Annotated in this window: 14 protein-coding genes and 2 tRNA genes; 12 read left to right on the forward strand and 4 right to left on the reverse strand. The window is 70.3% G+C overall.

From position 1 onward, the window contains the following. Positions 1-170: 170 nt before the first annotated feature. Genes ACFVQG_RS13585 through ACFVQG_RS13595 form a run of 3 tightly spaced genes read left to right on the forward strand, consistent with a single transcriptional unit; the run spans position 171 to position 3107 of the window. Entirely contained in the window at positions 171-1718 is a 1548-nt protein-coding gene (locus tag ACFVQG_RS13585) for a serine/threonine-protein kinase (RefSeq protein ID WP_383380911.1), read from the forward strand. Positions 1719-1763: 45 nt separating this feature from the next. Beyond that, a complete protein-coding gene (locus tag ACFVQG_RS13590; RefSeq protein ID WP_383380914.1) occupies positions 1764-2249 on the forward strand; it encodes a ribose-5-phosphate isomerase in 486 nt (161 codons plus the stop codon). 48 nt (positions 2250-2297) lie between these two features. Then, complete coding sequence (locus ACFVQG_RS13595; protein ID WP_383380917.1) at positions 2298-3107, forward strand: Fpg/Nei family DNA glycosylase; 810 nt, start codon at positions 2298-2300, stop codon at positions 3105-3107. A 13-nt stretch (positions 3108-3120) separates the two neighbouring features. On the opposite strand, the gene ACFVQG_RS13600 is transcribed toward ACFVQG_RS13595, so the two are convergent. Continuing rightward, entirely contained in the window at positions 3121-4374 is a 1254-nt protein-coding gene (locus tag ACFVQG_RS13600; RefSeq protein WP_383380920.1) for a GNAT family N-acetyltransferase, read from the reverse strand. A 184-nt stretch (positions 4375-4558) separates the two neighbouring features. On the opposite strand from ACFVQG_RS13600, the gene ACFVQG_RS13605 reads away from it, so the two are divergent. Both ACFVQG_RS13605 and ACFVQG_RS13610 read left to right on the forward strand, forming a co-directional pair. Next, complete coding sequence (locus tag ACFVQG_RS13605) at positions 4559-5773, forward strand: PP2C family protein-serine/threonine phosphatase (RefSeq protein WP_383380923.1); 1215 nt, start codon at positions 4559-4561, stop codon at positions 5771-5773. 61 nt (positions 5774-5834) lie between these two features. Next, positions 5835-6302, forward strand: a complete 468-nt coding sequence (locus tag ACFVQG_RS13610) for an HD domain-containing protein (RefSeq protein WP_383380925.1) — start codon at positions 5835-5837, stop codon at positions 6300-6302. Positions 6303-6310: 8 nt separating this feature from the next. Here the strand turns inward: ACFVQG_RS13610 and ACFVQG_RS13615 are convergent, their stop codons facing one another. Beyond that, positions 6311-7432 (reverse strand): acyltransferase family protein, encoded by a 1122-nt coding sequence (locus ACFVQG_RS13615; protein ID WP_383380928.1) that lies wholly within the window; start codon positions 7430-7432, stop codon positions 6311-6313. 261 nt (positions 7433-7693) lie between these two features. Here ACFVQG_RS13615 and ACFVQG_RS13620 point away from each other — a divergent pair, with 261 nt between their 5' ends. After that, complete coding sequence (locus tag ACFVQG_RS13620; protein ID WP_360216846.1) at positions 7694-7888, forward strand: hypothetical protein; 195 nt, start codon at positions 7694-7696, stop codon at positions 7886-7888. Positions 7889-7965: 77 nt separating this feature from the next. On the opposite strand, the gene ACFVQG_RS13625 is transcribed toward ACFVQG_RS13620, so the two are convergent. Further along, positions 7966-8036: transfer RNA gene (locus ACFVQG_RS13625), tRNA-Gly, on the reverse strand. Positions 8037-8210: 174 nt separating this feature from the next. Between ACFVQG_RS13625 and ACFVQG_RS13630 the strand changes: the two genes are divergently transcribed. From ACFVQG_RS13630 to clpX, 5 genes are all read left to right on the forward strand, one after another. Next, positions 8211-8287 (forward strand) — tRNA-Pro (locus tag ACFVQG_RS13630). Positions 8288-8626: 339 nt separating this feature from the next. Then, positions 8627-10018, forward strand: coding sequence for a trigger factor (gene tig / locus ACFVQG_RS13635; RefSeq protein ID WP_383380931.1), 1392 nt, complete (start codon positions 8627-8629; stop codon positions 10016-10018). A gap of 346 nt (positions 10019-10364) precedes the next feature. Next, the gene (locus ACFVQG_RS13640) at positions 10365-10976 is read left to right on the forward strand and encodes an ATP-dependent Clp protease proteolytic subunit (RefSeq protein ID WP_383381728.1); all 612 of its coding nucleotides are present in this window, start codon (positions 10365-10367) and stop codon (positions 10974-10976) included. Between the two features lie 111 nt (positions 10977-11087). Beyond that, complete coding sequence (locus ACFVQG_RS13645) at positions 11088-11768, forward strand: ATP-dependent Clp protease proteolytic subunit (protein WP_383380934.1); 681 nt, start codon at positions 11088-11090, stop codon at positions 11766-11768. A 179-nt stretch (positions 11769-11947) separates the two neighbouring features. After that, positions 11948-13234, forward strand: a complete 1287-nt coding sequence (gene clpX / locus ACFVQG_RS13650; RefSeq protein WP_383380937.1) for an ATP-dependent Clp protease ATP-binding subunit ClpX — start codon at positions 11948-11950, stop codon at positions 13232-13234. Positions 13235-13324: 90 nt separating this feature from the next. Here the strand turns inward: clpX and ACFVQG_RS13655 are convergent, their stop codons facing one another. After that, the gene (locus ACFVQG_RS13655) at positions 13325-14305 is read right to left on the reverse strand and encodes a hypothetical protein (protein WP_383380940.1); all 981 of its coding nucleotides are present in this window, start codon (positions 14303-14305) and stop codon (positions 13325-13327) included. A gap of 136 nt (positions 14306-14441) precedes the next feature. Here ACFVQG_RS13655 and ACFVQG_RS13660 point away from each other — a divergent pair, with 136 nt between their 5' ends. Beyond that, the gene (locus tag ACFVQG_RS13660) at positions 14442-17066 is read left to right on the forward strand and encodes a valine--tRNA ligase (protein ID WP_383380942.1); all 2625 of its coding nucleotides are present in this window, start codon (positions 14442-14444) and stop codon (positions 17064-17066) included. Positions 17067-17178: the final 112 nt, after the last annotated feature.

The following is a 17178-nucleotide window of genomic DNA, read 5'->3' on the forward strand; positions in this document are numbered from 1 at the left end:
AATTCGCAGCACTTGAAGAGGTACCACAAGATTTCTCCGCACTATGCTGGGGCCGTCCGAAGTGTGACCATTGTGTTTCCGTCGGGGTCTTTCAGGGTGTCCCGGGGGCGCGGAGGGGGTGCAGTGGATTGGCGGGAAACGCGAGGAGCGGCGGTGTTCCAGGGCTACTGGTGACCGGGCGCTATCGGTTGGTCGAAAGCATCGGCCAGGGAGGAATGGGGCGGGTGTGGCGAGCCGCCGACGAAATACTGGACCGGCCGGTCGCCGTGAAGGAAATGCGCATAGACGGGCTCGACACGGAGGACGAGCGCACCCGTCGCGAACGCGCCCTGCGCGAGGCCAGGGCCACCGCCCGCATCGACCATCCCAACGTCGTGCGCGTGTACGACGTCGTCGACGAGGGCGAACGCCTGTGGATCGTCATGGAACTGGTCCGTGGCCGCTCCCTGGAGCGGATCATGGCCGAGGACGGCCCCCTCACCCCGGCCGAGACCGCCCGCACGGGCCTCGGCCTGGTCGCCGCCCTGCACGAGGTGCACGCCGTGGGCGTCCTGCACCGGGACATCAAACCGGGCAACGTCCTGATCGAGTACGGCGGTCAGCGCGGCCCGTCGGAGGGCTCCGGGTCGTCCGGGCCGCGCGGGCCGCGGACCGTGCTCACGGACTTCGGCATCGCCGCCATCCAGGACGCCAAGGCCCTCACCATGGTCGGCATGCTGGTCGGCTCCCCCGACTACATGGCCCCCGAACGCGTCACCGGCCGCCCCCAAGGGCCGCCGTCCGACGTCTGGTCGGTGGGCGCGACCCTGTGCGCCGCCCTCGCGGGGCGCTCCCCGTTCTGCCGCGACACCACCCTGGCCACCCTGCACGCCGTCCTGCACGACGAGCCCGACCTCCCGGCCGCCGCGGGCCCCCTGCACGCCCTGCTCGCCGCCCTGCTGGCGAAGGACCCCGCCGCCCGGCCGAGCCTGGAAGAGGTGGAGGCGGCGCTGCACCCGGTGGCGTTCCCGGCCCGGACACCGACGGTGCTCGCCGAGCCGACGCCGGTCCGGCCGGAGCCGCCACCCCCGGCGCCCGCGGGCGAACTCCCCGGCCCGCCCCGCCCGGCGGCCCCTCCCCGCCACCGCCGTACGGCCGTACTGACCGCCGCCGCCCTGGCGGTGGCCGGTGCCGTCACCGCCGTCGTCCTCACCGCGACCTCCGGCACCCCCGGCGGCCACCTGTCAGGATCCGGCGCCGACCGGCCCCGGGCCTCCGCCACCCCCACCGTCGAGGGCACCTCCCGCCCGCCGAGCCTGCCGCCCGGCACCCGCGAGGAGGCGGGCGGCTTCGCCTGGGCGCCCCCCGAAGACTGGCAGCGGAACGTGAAGACCGGCGCGGAGGTCCACTACACCTCCCCGGACGGCACCCAGGAACTCGTCGCCAAGTCCTCCCTCGCCCGCGGCGAGCTGATCGACACCTGGCGGACCTCGGAGCGGAACGCCCACCAGGGCGAGGAGTACCGCAAGATCCGCCTGGAGGAGACGACCTTCCGCGGCCACCCCGCCGTCGTCTGGGAGTACACCTTCACCCTCGAGGGCGTCCCCTGGCACGCCCGGCTGCTGGGCTTCGACACGAAGGGGAAGTCGTACCAGATCAACACCTGGTACCAGCCGCACGTCGCGGAGCAGGCAGTTCCGCTCTATGCGGAGGTCAGGGAGGGCTTCACGGTCCTGTGAGCCCCGACGCTGCCGCGCGGAAACACCCGTGTCACACTCGTTGCCATGCGCGTGTATCTCGGCTCCGACCATGCGGGCTACGAACTCAAGAACCACCTCGTCGAATGGCTCGAGGCGGCAGGCCACGAGCCCGTCGACTGCGGACCGCACCTCTACGACGCCCAGGACGACTACCCGCCCTTCTGCCTGCGCGCCGCCGAGCGCACCGCCGCCGACGGCGACGCCCTCGGCATCGTGATCGGCGGCTCCGGCAACGGCGAGCAGATCGCCGCCAACAAGGTCAAGGGCGTCCGCGCGGCCCTGGCCTGGAGCGAGGAGACGGCGGCGCTGGGCCGCCAGCACAACAACGCCAACGTCGTCGCGGTCGGCGCCCGGATGCACACCCAGGACGAGGCGACGAAGTTCGTCGAGACGTTCCTTGCCACCCCGTTCTCGGGCGACGAGCGCCATGCCCGCCGGATCGACATGCTCGCCACGTACGAGACCACCGGCGACCTCCCGCCGATCCCGCCGCACCACCCGCAGCGGTAAGCGGCGGCGAGCAGGAGCGGGGGACGGGCAGCGAGGAGGGGAACGACCGTGCCTGAGGGGCACACCATCCACCGGCTGGCCCAGGACTACGCCGCCCGGTTCGCCACCGGCGGCCCGGTCCGGGTCACCAGCCCCCAGGGCAAGTTCTCCGACGCCGCCGCCCTGCTCGACGGCTCACCGCTGACCGGCACCGAAGCCCACGGCAAGCACCTCTTCCTGGGCTTCGCCGAGTCCTGGGTCCACATCCACCTCGGACTGTTCGGCAAGGTCACCTTCGGCCCGGCCCCCGCGCCCCCACCGACGGACACCGTCCGCCTGCGCCTCGCGGACACCCTGTCCCACGTCGATCTGCGCGGCCCCACCACCTGTGCCCTGATCACCGACGCCGAGAAGGACGCGATCCACGCCCGCCTCGGCCCCGACCCGCTGCGCCCGGACGCCGACCCGGCCCTCGCCTACGCCCGGATCCGCCGCAGCCGCACGACGATCGCCGCCCTGCTGATGGACCAGAAGGTCATCGCGGGCGTCGGCAACGTCTACCGCGCCGAGGTCCTCTTCCGGCACGGCATCGACCCCTACCGCGCGGGCCGCGACATCGGCCCCGCCGTATGGGACGCCGTCTGGGCGGACCTGGTCGAGCTGATGCGCGAGGGCGTCCGCAACAACCGCATCGACACCGTCCGCCCCGAGCACACCCCGCAGGCGATGGGCCGTCCGCCCCGCGTCGACGACCACGGCGGCGAGGTCTACGTGTACCGCCGGGCCACCCAGCCCTGCCACATCTGTGGCGACGAGATCCGCACCGCCGACCTCGCCGCCCGCAACCTGTTCTGGTGCCCGGGGTGCCAGGGGGCCTGACCTGCTACGACGGTCAGAAGCCGTGCGGCAGCCAAGGCGCCTGCGCCGACCCGAACGCCACCGCCGCCTCCGCCAGCGCCCCCTGCCGCGGCTCCCGCACCCGACCGGCCCCCGCGAGCGCGGCCAGGCTCACGCCGCCGAGGTAGGCCGCGCCCAACTCCCGCACCGAGAGGGCGAGATCGGCCGGTTCGGTCGTACGGACGCAGGACGCGCCCTTGGCGTCACCGGTCAGCCGCCAACGCCCCGCGTTCCAGGGGCAGAAGTCGTCCTCGACCTCGAACACCACGTCCACCGGCGCCTGGTAGGTGCGCGCCTCCAGCGCCGCGCCGACGTCCACCAGCCGCACGTACAAGGCGTCCCGCAGCCGCGGCTGGCACCGCCGGATGTCGGACACCTGGTACTGCCACGCCTCGTCGACCGGGCGGCCCCGCGCCACCAGCGAGGTCGTCAGATCGAGGTCGAACAGGAACCGCCACAACGCCGCCTGCGTCGCCGGATCGAGCCCGGCCAGCTCCGACAGCACCACCGTGCCGTTGTGCCCGGACACGCCCCAGCCCGGCCGGACCCGGAAGCGCGCGTACCCGGTGACCTCGCCGTCCCGCTCCGCCACCACGCACTGCAGCGGCGACCCCCCGTCCCGCTCGCTCTCCGGGTCGAGCAGCCCGAGCCGCTCCCAGTGCGGCTGCCGGGCCAGCATCCCGGCCCGCCCCGGCACCAGGCGCCCGTACACCGCCTCGCAGGCGTCGAGCACCTCGCCGGGCGGCGCGTACCGCAGCCGTACGTCATCGGTGCCGGGCGGCACGGACAGCCGCACCTGGGCGGTGTCGATCTCGGCGCTCAGCGAGAAGGTGCCGGCGGCGTAGCCGAAGCGGCCGTAGATCGCGGGCTCGGACGCGGTCAGTACGGCCAGTGGCTCGCCCCAGGAGCGGACGTCGTCCAACTGGCGCCGCATCATCGACGTAAGGACACCGCGTCGGCGGTGCGTACCGGCGACGCTCACCATCGTCACACCCGCCGCGGGCACCACGGCACCGCCCGGCACCGTCAGCCGGAACCGGAAGGCGCTCGCCGAGCCCACGCACAGGTCGCCGTCCCAGGCGCTCAGGGAACGGTCGAACTGGGTGATGGCCCGCCACAGCTCACGCTCCTCCGCGGACTCCGGGACACCACCGAAGGCGCGGACCAGGTTGTCGTACCAGATGTCCCATTCGTCGGTGCGCAGGGTCCGCAGCTCGATCCCGGAGGGTGTCGCGAAGTCAGGTGCCATGCACCCATGCCTACCAGTGCGTCGCGGGGACGAGCGAGGGGATTTCTCCCGGGTGACGACACGACGGCTCTCCGTGAAGTTCACTGAGGTTCCCTGACGTTCACTGTGAAGTCGAGCCCCGGACGGGGGACAAGTGGGACCTCCCGTGCCAAGCGGCTGGTCCGATGGATAGGGTCCCGAACTAATGGCAGCAGGACGAGAGCGGCGCGCGGCGGCCGAGACGTTCCCGGCCCGGTTGAAGATGAAGTGGCACCGGGCCCGCGTCGGCGTGCGCCGAAGCGCCGTCGACTACTTCCGCGGGGACGGCTCCGACTGGATCGCGCTGGCCGGGCTGCTGCTCACCATCCCGCTGATCGCCGTCGGCACGATGGCCAACTCGGTGTGGTGCTCACCGGCCGCGCTGGTGCTGCCGATCGTCGCGGGCGGGCTGCTGCTGCGCCCGGCCAGCCTGCTCGGCCTGTACGCGGCGGCGGCCACGGCGCTGATCGTGGAGTCGATACAGCTCGGCCCGTACACCGAGGGCCCGTCGCGGGTGACGCCCGGTGTGGTGCTGGTGGTGGCCGCCTGCGGCTTCACCGGGCTGCTGATCGCACAGTTCCGCAGCCGGGTCGGCGTGCCCTGGCGGCGCGGCGGCACCATGCTGTTCGACCTGCGCGAACGCATCCGGGTGCAGAGCAAGCTGCCCGGGCTGCCGCAGGGCTGGCACCGCGAGATGGCGCTGCGGCCCGCGGGCGGTCAGTCGTTCTCCGGTGACTTCGTCGTCGCGGCCCGCACGAACGGCGGGCGCACCCTGGAGGTCGTCCTCACCGACGTCTCCGGCAAGGGCATGGACGCGGGCTCCCGCGCGCTGCTGCTGTCCGGCGCGTTCGGCGGCCTCCTCGGCAGCCTGCCCCCGCACGCCTTCCTGCCCGCCGCCAACGGCTATCTGCTCCGCCAGGACTGGGAGGAGGGCTTCGCGACCTCCATCCACCTGGTCCTGGACCTCGACTCCGGCGACTACGAGCTGTACTCCGCGGGCCATCCCCCTGGCCTCCAGCTCAGCGCGGGCAGCGGCCGCTGGGAGGAGAAGGCGGCCGAGGGACCGCTGCTGGGTGTGTACGAGGGCGCGCAGTTCGACCCCGTGAAGGGGTCACTCCGCCCCGGCGACGTGTTGATGCTGTTCACGGACGGTCTGGTGGAAACCTCCGACCGCGACATCGTCGAGGGCATCGACCGCCTCACCGGCGAGGCCGACCGCTACGTCACCGGCGGCTTCCACGGCGCCGCCTGGCACCTCATCGAGGCCGTCGCCAAGGACGTCAACGACGACCGGGCACTGCTGCTGATCTGCCGCGAGGGGCCTACGGCGACAGCGGCGGCGACGGCCGCGGCGGCTGAGGCGGCGGAGGGGGCGCGGTGACCGGCGGGCGGCCCCGTGGGGTGCTGCCCCGTGGGGTGCTGCCCCGTGCCGAGGCGGCACGGTGACCGGGTGGTCCCGTGGGCTGCTGACCCTCGCCGAGGTGGAGGCCGTCGCCCGGGCCGCGCACGCCGGGCAGACCGACAAGGCGGGCAGGCCCTACGTGGAGCATCTGCGGGCCGTCGCCGAGGGCGTCCGGGCGCGCGGCGGTGATGCCGAGCAGATCGCCGCGGCCTGGCTGCACGACGCGGTCGAGGACGACGCGGTGACCGCTCAGTGGCTGGACGAGGCGTCGCTGAGCCCGCGTACCAAGGACATCGTGCTGGCGGTCACCAAACGGCCGGGGGAGCCCCCGGAGGCGTACGCCGCGCGGGTTCTCGACACCCCCGGCGCACTCCTGGTCAAGGAGGCCGACCTGGCGCACAACGCCGACCCGGCCCGACTCGCCCGCCTCGACGGACCCACGCGGGCCCGGCTGACCGCGAAGTACACGCGGATGCGCGCGCTCCTGGGCCTGCCGGAGCCGGGCTGAGCCGTCCGTCAGGCGTGGGTCCGCTCGCGCGGGGAACCGTCCTGCTCGCTCTTTCCCGCCGACCCGCTGCCCGGGGGCGCGGCGGCGTCCTTCCGGAACGCCCACTCCATCCGGGGTTCCATCGAGAAGCGGAACACCCGCCGCACGGGCGCGGTGCACAACAGGGTGACGGCGACCGCCGCGACCAGGGTCACGAAGATCTCGCCGCTCGGCCGACGCAGCCACGCGGCGTCGTACCAGCCCGCGTACTCGGAACCCCAGAGCAGGAAGCCGTGCAGCAGGAAGCCGTACAGGGTGCCCGCGCCGAGCGTGGTGAACCAGGTGTCGCGGCCCGGCACCCAGGCGAAGAAGCAGGCGCTCAGCAGCACCGCGCAGCCGAACATGGCCAGCGTCATCAAGGGCCCGGTCCACCACGGGTGGCCCATCGCCTGGGCGGAGTCACGGTGGTACACCCACGTGGTGTCCACCCGGGGTGAGGCCCACCAGGCGAACGCCGCCGCGCCCGCGAACACCGGAACCGCCAGGATCCGGAACGCGCGTCGCCGGACCAGCCGGAAGTGCTCGGGCTTCATGTGCAGACCCAGCACGAAGAACGGCAGGAACTGGAGCACCCGCTGCAGGTCGAAGTCCTCGCCGATCTTCGGGCTGACGGACGCCAGCATCGCGATGACGAGCGCCACGGGCAGCGGGTAGCGCACCAGCTTCCACAGCGGGGTGGTCAGCCGCCAGATGAACAGCGCCGCCAGGAACCACACGAGGAACAGCGGGTCGAGCAGACTGATCGCCAGGTCCGGGCTGTCGCCGAAATGGCGCCTGAACAGCGAGTAGGCGACCTCGTAGATCACATACGGCACGGCGATGCCGGTGACCAGCCGCTTCAGCCGGTCGGGGCGCATGTCGAAACTGCGCGAGAAGAACCCGGAGATGATGATGAACGCCGGCATGTGAAAGGCGTACACCAGGACATACGCCGCATCCAGGGTTCGGCTCTCGTCCCGCAGTGGCGCCCAGGAATGGGCGATGGCCACCAGGACGATCGCCAGGTATTTGGCGTTGTCGAAGAAGGCGTCGCGCCGCTGCTCGGGTATCGGCTTCGGGGACGCGGGCGACGGGGCGGCAACCTGGAACATTTGAGGGACCCTAGCGTCGCCTGTGGTCATCCGTAAAACGATCCCCGCCTCCGGCGAAAAAGCTTCCTGATTACGGTTAAAAATCCCATTTTCCCGTATTTCGTCGTGCGGTGATTACGTCGCATCCGTCGACCGGAGTGCACGACGAGACATCAGGCGTCGTATGGAGAGGGCCCGTTGGTGGCACGATGGTTCTGACGGGGGTGTGGGGCAGGCCGCATTCCCGGCGGGAGAGCGGACCGACCGAGGGTGTGATCAGTTGTGGCCATTTCGCTGTCAGTGGTGTTGCTGTTGGCGATCATCATGGTGGTGTTGATCCGAGGCGGTTCGCTCAAGGCGGGACCCGCGATCGTCGCCGTGCTCTTCGGCTTCTTCCTCGCCTCGACGGGCATGGCCGACGACATCCAGCGCTTCCTCGACTCGATAGCGACGACCATCAACTCGATCCAGTTCTAGGAACCCGCGTCGGCCGCCCGTAGCCGTACAAACGCCTCGGGCCCGGTTCCGTGGAACCGGGCCCGAGAGCGGGACAGAGCGGGCGACGGGAATCGAACCCGCGTAGCCAGTTTGGAAGACTGGGGCTCTACCATTGAGCTACGCCCGCACGCACGCGCCGCAGGTCAGCAGAGCGCGGCGCCAGAGGCATCCTAGCGGGTCGCACCCCCTCGCCGCACACCCCGTTTCCCGCCGCCCCGCCGCGCACTTCGCGCGTTCCGGCCCGTCAGGAAATGCTGCGGCCGTATGGCCTGCGGGCATGTACCCTACGTGTCGCACCAGACGGGGTGTGGCGCAGCTTGGTAGCGCGTCCGCTTTGGGAGCGGAAGGCCGTGGGTTCAAATCCCGCCACCCCGACCACGTACCCGGCCATCCGGTCACCCGCGTACCCGGCCGTCCGGTCACCCGCGTACCCGGCCGTCCGGTCACCCGCGTACCCGGCCGTCCGGTCACCCGCGTACCCGGCCGTCCGGTCACCCGCGTGCCCGGCCGTCCGGTCACCTCGGTGATCCGTGGTGATCCACGCTGGTGATCGCCTTTTGGGTGGGTCAGCCGCTGCGGCTACTATGCAAGCTGCGCGCCCGTGTCTCCGTGTGTCTCCGCACTGAAGTCGCACAGTAGTCCTCCGGGCGACCACATCCGCCGGGCCGGTCTGGCTCCGGCAGAACCCCAAGATGTCAGCCACAAGGAGACCGAACCGTGAAGAGCGCCGTGGAGAACCTGAACCCGACCCGGGTTCGGCTCACTGTCGAGGTGCCCTTCGAGGAGCTCAAGGACAGCCTCGACGCGGCGTACAAGAAGATCAACCAGCAGGTCACGGTGAAGGGCTTCCGCAAGGGCAAGATCCCCGCCCGGGTCATCGACCAGCGGTTCGGCCGTGGCGCCGTGCTGGAGGAGGCCGTCAACGACGCGCTGCCGAAGTTCTACGAGCGCGCCGTGAACGAGGCCGAGGTCAGCGTCCTGGGCCAGCCGGAGGTCGACATCACCGAGCTGAAGGACGGCGACACGCTGAACTTCACCGCCGAGGTCGACATCCGCCCGGCCATCGAGATCCCGGACTACTCCGGCATCGAGGTCGAGGTCGACGCCGTCGAGGTCACCGACGAGGACGTGGAGAAGTCGGTCGAGCAGCTCCGCGAGCGCTTCGCCTCGACCTCCCCGGTCGAGCGTGCCGCCGAGGACGGCGACGTCGTCACCCTCGACCTGGAGGCCAAGGTCGACGGCGAGGTGCTGGAGGACGGCATCGCGAGCGGCGTCTCCTACACCATCGGCTCCGGCGAGCTGCTGGACGGCATCGACGACGCCGTGAAGGGCCTGGAGGCCGGTGGCGAGGCCACCTTCACCTCCGAGCTGAAGGGCGGCTCCGCGGCCGGTCAGGAGGCCGAGGTCACCGTCAAGGTCAGCCAGGTCGCCCAGCGCGAACTGCCCGAGCTGGACGACGACTTCGCGCAGCTCGCCTCCGAGTTCGACACGCTGGAGGAGCTGAAGGCCGACAGCCGTGGGCGCCTCGAGAACATGAAGAAGTACGACCAGGCCACGCAGGCCCAGGAGCGCGTCCTGGAGAAGCTGCTCGAGCTGGTCGAGGTGCCCGTCCCCGAGAAGCTGCTCGAGGACGAGATCAACACCCGTAAGCACAACCTCGAGCACCACCAGCTCGGCCAGATGGGCCTCACCCTCGACAAGTACCTGGAACTCCAGGGCAAGACCGCCGAGGAGTTCGACGAGGAGACCCGCGAGGCCGCGGTCAAGGGCATCAAGACCCAGTTCGTCCTCGACGAGCTGGTCAAGTCGGAGAAGCTCAACGTCAACCAGGAGGAGCTGACCGAGCACCTCATGCGGCGCGCGGCCTCCTCCGGCATGTCCCCCGACCAGTTCGCCCAGGCCGTCGTCGAGCAGGGCCAGGTGCCGCTGCTCGTCGGCGAGGTCGCCCGCGGCAAGGCGCTGGCCGTCGTCGTCGAGGCCGCCACGGTCAAGGACACCAACGGCGAGGTCGTCGACCTGGACGACGAGGAGGACGAGGTCGAGAAGACCGAGTCCGCCACGGAGACGGTCGAGGCCGCCGAGGGCACCGAGGACAAGCCCGAGGCCTGAGCCGTACGGCACTCGCGATGACCTTCACGGGCCCTGAGACGCACTCGCTTCTCGGGGCCCGTCGGCGTTACCCGCCCAGGGGCGCGGGGCTGTCTCTGGTAGGCGGCTTCGCCGCGTGCGCGCGATCAACCACGACGTGCCGAAGCCGCCCACCCACCGACACCCCCACGGCGACCGGAAGACCCCAGCCAGCCCGGCGGAGCGACTACGCCCCGGGCGAACACCCCCGGTACCGGGATTCCCCCGGCGGGCCACGGCGTTAGGGTCCATGAATACGGCAGAACGTAAGACGGCCCGACGGCCCGGCGCCGTCGTAAGACGAGCAGGTGGATACGTGACGAATCTGATGCCCTCCGCCGCCGGCGAGCCTTCCATCGGTGGTGGCCTCGGCGACCAGGTCTACAACCGGCTGCTCAACGAGCGGATCATCTTCCTCGGCCAGCCGGTCGACGACGATATCGCCAACAAGATCACTGCACAGCTGCTGCTCCTTGCCGCCGACCCGGACAAGGACATCTACCTCTACATCAACAGCCCCGGCGGCTCGATCACGGCCGGTATGGCGATCTACGACACCATGCAGTTCATCAAGAACGACGTGGTGACCATCGCCATGGGCCTCGCGGCCTCCATGGGGCAGTTCCTGCTCAGCGCGGGCACCCCCGGCAAGCGTTTCGCGCTGCCCAACGCCGAGATCCTGATCCACCAGCCCTCCGCCGGGCTGGCCGGTTCGGCCTCGGACATCAAGATCCACGCCGAGCGGCTGCTGCACACGAAGAAGCGCATGGCCGAGCTGACCTCCCTGCACACCGGCCAGACGGTCGAGCAGATCACCCGCGACTCCGACCGCGACCGCTGGTTCGACGCGTACGAGGCCAAGGAGTACGGCCTGATCGACGACGTGATCCCCACGGCCGCCGGCATGCCGGGCGGCGGCGGTACCGGGGCGGCCTCCTGAGGGCCGTAGCGGCCCTTTGAAGTCCCGGCAGGTGTCCGGCGCCACCGACGGCCCCGCACCCGCCACAGCCAGCCCTCAGCCCCCGCCCCAGCCCTTTTCCAGGAGACCACCGTGAACGACTTCCCCGGCAGCGGCCTCTACGACCGCACGCGCGCCGAGTACACCGGCCCGCAGGCCGAGTCCCGCTACGTCATCCCGCGCTTCGTGGAGCGCACCTCCCAGGGCATCCGCGAGTACGACCCGTACGCGAAGCTCTTCGAGGAGCGGGTGATCTTCCTCGGCGTCCAGATCGACGACGCCTCCGCCAACGACGTCATGGCGCAGCTGCTGTGCCTGGAGTCGATGGACCCCGACCGGGACATCTCGGTCTACATCAACAGCCCCGGCGGCTCCTTCACCGCGCTGACGGCGATCTACGACACGATGCAGTTCGTCAAGCCGGACATCCAGACGGTCTGCATGGGCCAGGCGGCCTCCGCGGCGGCCGTGCTGCTCGCGGCGGGCTCGCCCGGCAAGCGGATGGCGCTGCCCAACGCGCGCATCCTGATCCACCAGCCCTACAGCGAGACCGGCCGCGGCCAGGTCTCGGACCTGGAGATCGCCGCCAACGAAATCCTGCGGATGCGCTCGCAGCTGGAGGAGATGCTGGCCAAGCACTCCACCCAGCAGATCGAGAAGATCCGCGAGGACATCGAGCGTGACAAGATCCTCACGGCCGAGGACGCGCTGGAGTACGGTCTGATCGACCAGATCATCTCCACCCGGAAGATGAACAACGCTGACGTCCGCTGAGGCGGATCCTGTAGCGTCTGCCGCCCCTTGGCACGGCAGTGGCACGGTCCACGTCAAAGTGAACCGTGCCAAGGGGGGCCCGAACGGGGGGCTCGGCAAGGTACCGTCGGACATAAGGCAGCACCAGGAGCCGCTGGACTCAGGCGTCCAGGCGCTCCCAGGCGAAGGGGAAGCACACCGTGGCACGCATCGGTGACGGCGGCGATCTGCTCAAGTGCTCGTTCTGCGGCAAGAGCCAGAAGCAGGTCAAGAAGCTCATCGCAGGTCCCGGTGTGTACATCTGCGACGAGTGCATCGATCTCTGCAACGAGATCATCGAGGAAGAACTGGCGGAGACCAGCGAGGTCCGCTGGGAGGAACTCCCCAAGCCCCGCGAGATCTACGAGTTCCTCGAGGGGTACGTCGTCGGCCAGGAGCCCGCGAAGAAGGCGCTCTCCGTAGCGGTGTACAACCACTACAAGCGCGTCCAGGCGGGGGAGAACGGCGGTGGCCAGGGCCGTGACGACGCCATCGAGCTGGCGAAGTCCAACATCCTGCTGCTGGGCCCCACGGGCTCCGGCAAGACCCTCCTCGCCCAGACCCTGGCCCGCATGCTGAACGTCCCGTTCGCGATCGCCGACGCCACCGCGCTCACCGAGGCGGGCTATGTCGGCGAGGACGTCGAGAACATCCTGCTCAAGCTGATCCAGGCGGCCGACTACGACGTCAAGAAGGCCGAGACCGGGATCATCTACATCGACGAGATCGACAAGGTCGCGCGGAAGAGTGAGAACCCCTCCATCACCCGCGATGTCTCCGGCGAGGGCGTCCAGCAGGCCCTGCTGAAGATCCTCGAAGGGACCACGGCCTCCGTTCCTCCGCAGGGCGGGCGCAAGCACCCGCACCAGGAGTTCATCCAGATCGACACGACGAACGTGCTGTTCATCGTGGGCGGCGCCTTCGCGGGCCTGGAGAAGATCATCGAGTCCCGGGCGGGCGCGAAGGGCATCGGCTTCGGCGCCACCATCCGCTCCAAGCGGGAGCTGGAGTCCAAGGACCAGTTCGAGAGCGTCATGCCCGAGGACCTGGTCAAGTTCGGCATGATCCCCGAGTTCATCGGCCGCCTCCCCGTCATCACCTCGGTGCACAACCTCGACCGCGAGGCCCTGCTCCAGATCCTGGTCGAGCCGCGCAACGCCCTGGTGAAGCAGTACCAGCGCCTCTTCGAACTCGACGGTGTGGAGCTGGACTTCGAGCGCGAGGCGCTGGAGGCCATCGCCGACCAGGCCATCCTCCGCCAGACCGGCGCCCGCGGCCTGCGCGCCATCATGGAGGAGGTGCTGATGTCGGTGATGTACGAGGTCCCGTCCCGCAAGGACGTCGCCCGCGTCGTCATCACGGCCGACGTCGTCCACTCCAACGTCAACCCGACACTGATCCCGCGGGACGCGCGGGGGCGGGGCGGCGGCGAGCAGAAGTCGGCGTGACCGCCGCGGACTTGAGGACATGAGGAGGGGCCCCGGCCAACTGGCCGGGGCCCCTTCGTCGTTGTGCGAGACGTCGTCGTGCAGGAAGCGTCAGGCCTTGACGCGCACTTCCTCACGGAGCTTGGCCGTGATGTCGGCGGCGGCGGCCTGGTCCGACTCCTTCTCCGCGGCGATGTTCGCCAGGTCCATCGGCATGACCAGACCGAGGGTGCTGTAGTCACCCCACACGCAGTAGGTCACGTGCATCTCGCTGGGCCCGCCGCTGGAGGACGAGCCGTCCTTCGGCTCCATCTTGGCGTCCTGGCACTTCAGCACGGCGCCGTCGGCGTTGTCGTACGACTTCGCCTCACCGTCCATGGTGACCTTCATGTCCTCGTCGTCCTTCCCGGCCTCACTCTCCATGTGGGCCAGGAAGGCGTCGACGACCTTCTCGGGGTCCTCGATCTCGCCGTACACCCCGCCGAAGTTGAGCATCTTCTGCGCCAGCGGGTTGTCCTCGTTGCCCGAGGTGTAGGTCGCCTCAACGTCCGTGGGGTTCTTCACGCCCCACTTCTCGGCGTCCTTGATGTCGTCCTCGGTCATGGAGTCGCCGTCGCTGCCGTCGCCCTTCTTGTACTCGCCGTCGAGGACGGTCGCGGGCGTCGTCAGCTTGTGCGGGCCGTCGTCGGCGATGTCCGAGCCGCTGCCGCTCCCGCCGAGCACGAAGTACGCGCCGACCGCGATCGCGGCGACGACCGCCACCGCGCCGATGATCAGGCCGGTCTTCTTCTTGCCGCCACCCGGCGCCGGGGGCTGGGGAACGCCGTACGGCTGCTGCCCGTAAGGCTGCTGGCCGTACGGGGGCTGCTGCGGCGGCACGCCACCCTGCTGCGGCGGCACGCCACCCTGCTGCGGCGGCACGCCACCCTGCTGCGGGTAGCCGTAGCCGGGCTGCGGCTGGGCGGGGGGCTGCTGAGGGTAGCCGTAGCCGGGCTGAGGGGCCTGCGGCTGCTGACCGTAGGGACCCGGCTGACCGTACGGTCCGGGCTGCTGGGGCTGCCCGCCGTACGGGCCCGGCTGGTTGTAGCTCATTACTGGGTTCCCCTCCAGATGCTTATGTGTTCCCGACATCCTGACCCAGGCCCCGCGTGGTTACCGCACCGGGGTGCGCACCGTTACAAAGGAATCGAGTTTCGGGACGGCACGGTGACACCTCTAAACTGAGCCCGTGACCGAGAACACTCAGCAGCAGCAACCAGCGCCCAGCACCGAACTGCCGACCCAGTACGCGCCGGCCGAGGTAGAGGGGACGCTGTACGAGCGCTGGGTAGAACGGGGTTACTTCGAGGCGGACGAGAAGAGTGACAAGCCGCCGTACACCATCGTCATCCCGCCGCCGAACGTCACCGGCAGCCTGCACCTCGGGCACGCCTTCGAGCACACCCTCATCGACGCCCTGACCCGCCGCAAGCGCATGCAGGGCTACGAGACGCTGTGGCAGCCCGGCATGGACCACGCGGGCATCGCCACGCAGAACGTCGTCGAGCGGGAGCTGGGCAAGGAGGGCAAGTCCCGGCACGACCTGGGCCGTGAGGCGTTCGTCGAGCGGGTCTGGCAGTGGAAGGGCGAGTCCGGCGGGCAGATCTCCGGGCAGATGCGCCGCCTCGGCGACGGCGTCGCCTGGTCCCGCGAGCGCTTCACGATGGACGAGGGCCTCTCCCAGGCCGTCCAGACCATCTTCAAGCGGCTCTACGACGACGAGCTGATCTACCGCGCCGAGCGGATCATCAACTGGTGCCCCCGCTGTCTGACCGCGATCTCGGACATCGAGGTCGAGTACCAGGACGACGACGGCGAGCTGGTCTCCATGAAGTACGGGGACGGTGACGAGACCATCGTCGTCGCCACCACCCGTGCGGAGACGATGCTCGGTGACACGGCCGTCGCCGTCCACCCCGACGACGAGCGCTACCAGCACCTGATCGGCAAGCTCATCAGGCTGCCGCTGACCGACCGTTCCATCCCGGTCGTCGCGGACACGCACGTCGACCCCGAGTTCGGCACGGGTGCCGTCAAGGTCACCCCGGCGCACGACCCGAACGACTTCGAGATCGGCCAGCGCCACGACCTGCCCGCCATCACCGTGATGGACGAGCACGCCGTCATCACCGTCCACGGCCCCTTCCAGGGCCTGGACCGCTTCGAGGCCCGCTCCGCGATCGTCGCCGCGCTGCGCGCCGAGGGCCGGATCGTCGCCGAGAAGCGGCCCTACGTCCACTCCGTCGGCCACTGCTCGCGCTGCAAGACCACCGTCGAGCCGCGCCTGTCCATGCAGTGGTGGGTCAAGGTCGGCCCGCTCGCGAAGGCGGCCGGTAACGCCGTCCGCGACGGCAAGGTCAAGATCCACCCCCAGGAGATGGAGAAGCGGTACTTCGACTGGGTCGACAACCTCCACGACTGGTGCATCTCGCGCCAGCTGTGGTGGGGCCACCGCATCCCCGTCTGGTACGGCCCGAACGGCGAGATCGTCTGCGTCGGCCCCGACGAGCAGCCGCCGAGCGGCGAGGGCTGGCACCAGGACTCCGACGTCCTGGACACCTGGTTCTCGTCGGGCCTGTGGCCGTTCTCCACCCTCGGCTGGCCGGAGCGGACCGAGTCGCTCGCGAAGTTCTACCCGAACTCCGTCCTGCTCACCGGCTACGACATCCTCTTCTTCTGGGTCGCCCGGATGATGATGTTCGGCCTCTACGCGATGGACGGCACCCCGCCGTTCCACACCATCGCCCTGCACGGCATGGTCCGTGACCAGAACGGCAAGAAGATGTCGAAGTCCTTCGGGAACGTCGTCAACCCGCTGGACTGGATGGACAAGTACGGCTCCGACGCGCTCCGCTTCACCCTCGCCCGCGGCGCCAACCCGGGCGTGGACGTCCCGATCGGCGAGGACTGGGTCCAGGGCTCCCGGAACTTCGCCAACAAGATCTGGAACGCCACCCGGTTCGCGCTGATGAACGGCGCGACGGTCGAGGGCCCGCTGCCGGACGCGTCCGCGATGTCGTCGACGGACCGCTGGATCCTCTCCCGCCTGAACTCGGTGGTCGCCGAGGTCGACGCGTTCTACGAGGACTACCAGTTCGCGAAGCTCTCCGACGCGCTGTTCCACTTCGCCTGGGACGAGGTCTTCGACTGGTACGTCGAGCTGTCCAAGACCACCTTCCAGGCGGGCGGCGAGGCGGCCGAGGTCAGCAAGCGCGTCCTCGGCGAGGTCCTCGACGTCACCCTGCGCCTGCTGCACCCGGTGGTCCCCTTCGTCACCGAGACGCTGTGGACGACGCTGACCGGCGGTGAGTCGGTGGTCATCGCCGACTGGCCGAAGGACAGCGGGTTCCGCGACGCGGACGCCGAGCGGGAGATCTCCGACCTGCAGGCGGTCATCACCGAGGTCCGCCGCTTCCGCGCCGACCAGGGCCTCCAGCCCGGCCAGCGGGTCCCGGCCCGCCTCACCCTGGACGGCACGCCGTTCGCCGCCCACGAGGCCGCCATCCGCCAGCTGCTGCGCCTCCAGCCGGAGGGCGACGCCTTCTCCGCCACGGCCATGCTGCCGGTCGCGGGCGCAGAGGTCGCGCTCGACCTGTCCGGCACGATCGACGTCGCCGCCGAGCGCAAGCGCCTCGCCAAGGACCTCGCCGCCGCCGAGAAGGAGAAGGCGCAGGCGACGGCCAAGCTCGGCAACGAGGCCTTCCTGGCGAAGGCCCCGGACCAGGTGGTCGAGAAGATCCGCGGCCGCCTGTCCAAGGCGGAGGAGGACATCGCGCGGATCGCCGCCCAGCTGGAGCGTCTGCCGCAGGCGTGAGTGGTGATGACGGGCCCCCGGCGCCTTACCGGCGCCGGGGGCCCGCACGCACGTAAGGGGCGCGGGGAACTGCGCGACCAGCCACGACGGACCCGCACCCGACCGACGACCC

The organism is Streptomyces sp. NPDC057877 (assembly GCF_042796855.1).
Taxonomy (GTDB): domain Bacteria; phylum Actinomycetota; class Actinomycetes; order Streptomycetales; family Streptomycetaceae; genus Streptomyces.

Coding starts and splice junctions, on each gene's coding strand:
- ACFVQG_RS13605 (WP_383380923.1), top strand. CDS start 4,559: ATGGCAGCAGGACGAGAGCGGCGCGCGGCGGCCGAGACGTTCCCGGCC.
- ACFVQG_RS13590 (WP_383380914.1), top strand. CDS start 1,764: ATGCGCGTGTATCTCGGCTCCGACCATGCGGGCTACGAACTCAAGAAC.
- ACFVQG_RS13655 (WP_383380940.1), bottom strand. CDS start 14,305: ATGAGCTACAACCAGCCGGGCCCGTACGGCGGGCAGCCCCAGCAGCCC.
- ACFVQG_RS13640 (WP_383381728.1), top strand. CDS start 10,365: ATGCCCTCCGCCGCCGGCGAGCCTTCCATCGGTGGTGGCCTCGGCGAC.
- ACFVQG_RS13615 (WP_383380928.1), bottom strand. CDS start 7,432: ATGTTCCAGGTTGCCGCCCCGTCGCCCGCGTCCCCGAAGCCGATACCC.
- ACFVQG_RS13600 (WP_383380920.1), bottom strand. CDS start 4,374: ATGGCACCTGACTTCGCGACACCCTCCGGGATCGAGCTGCGGACCCTG.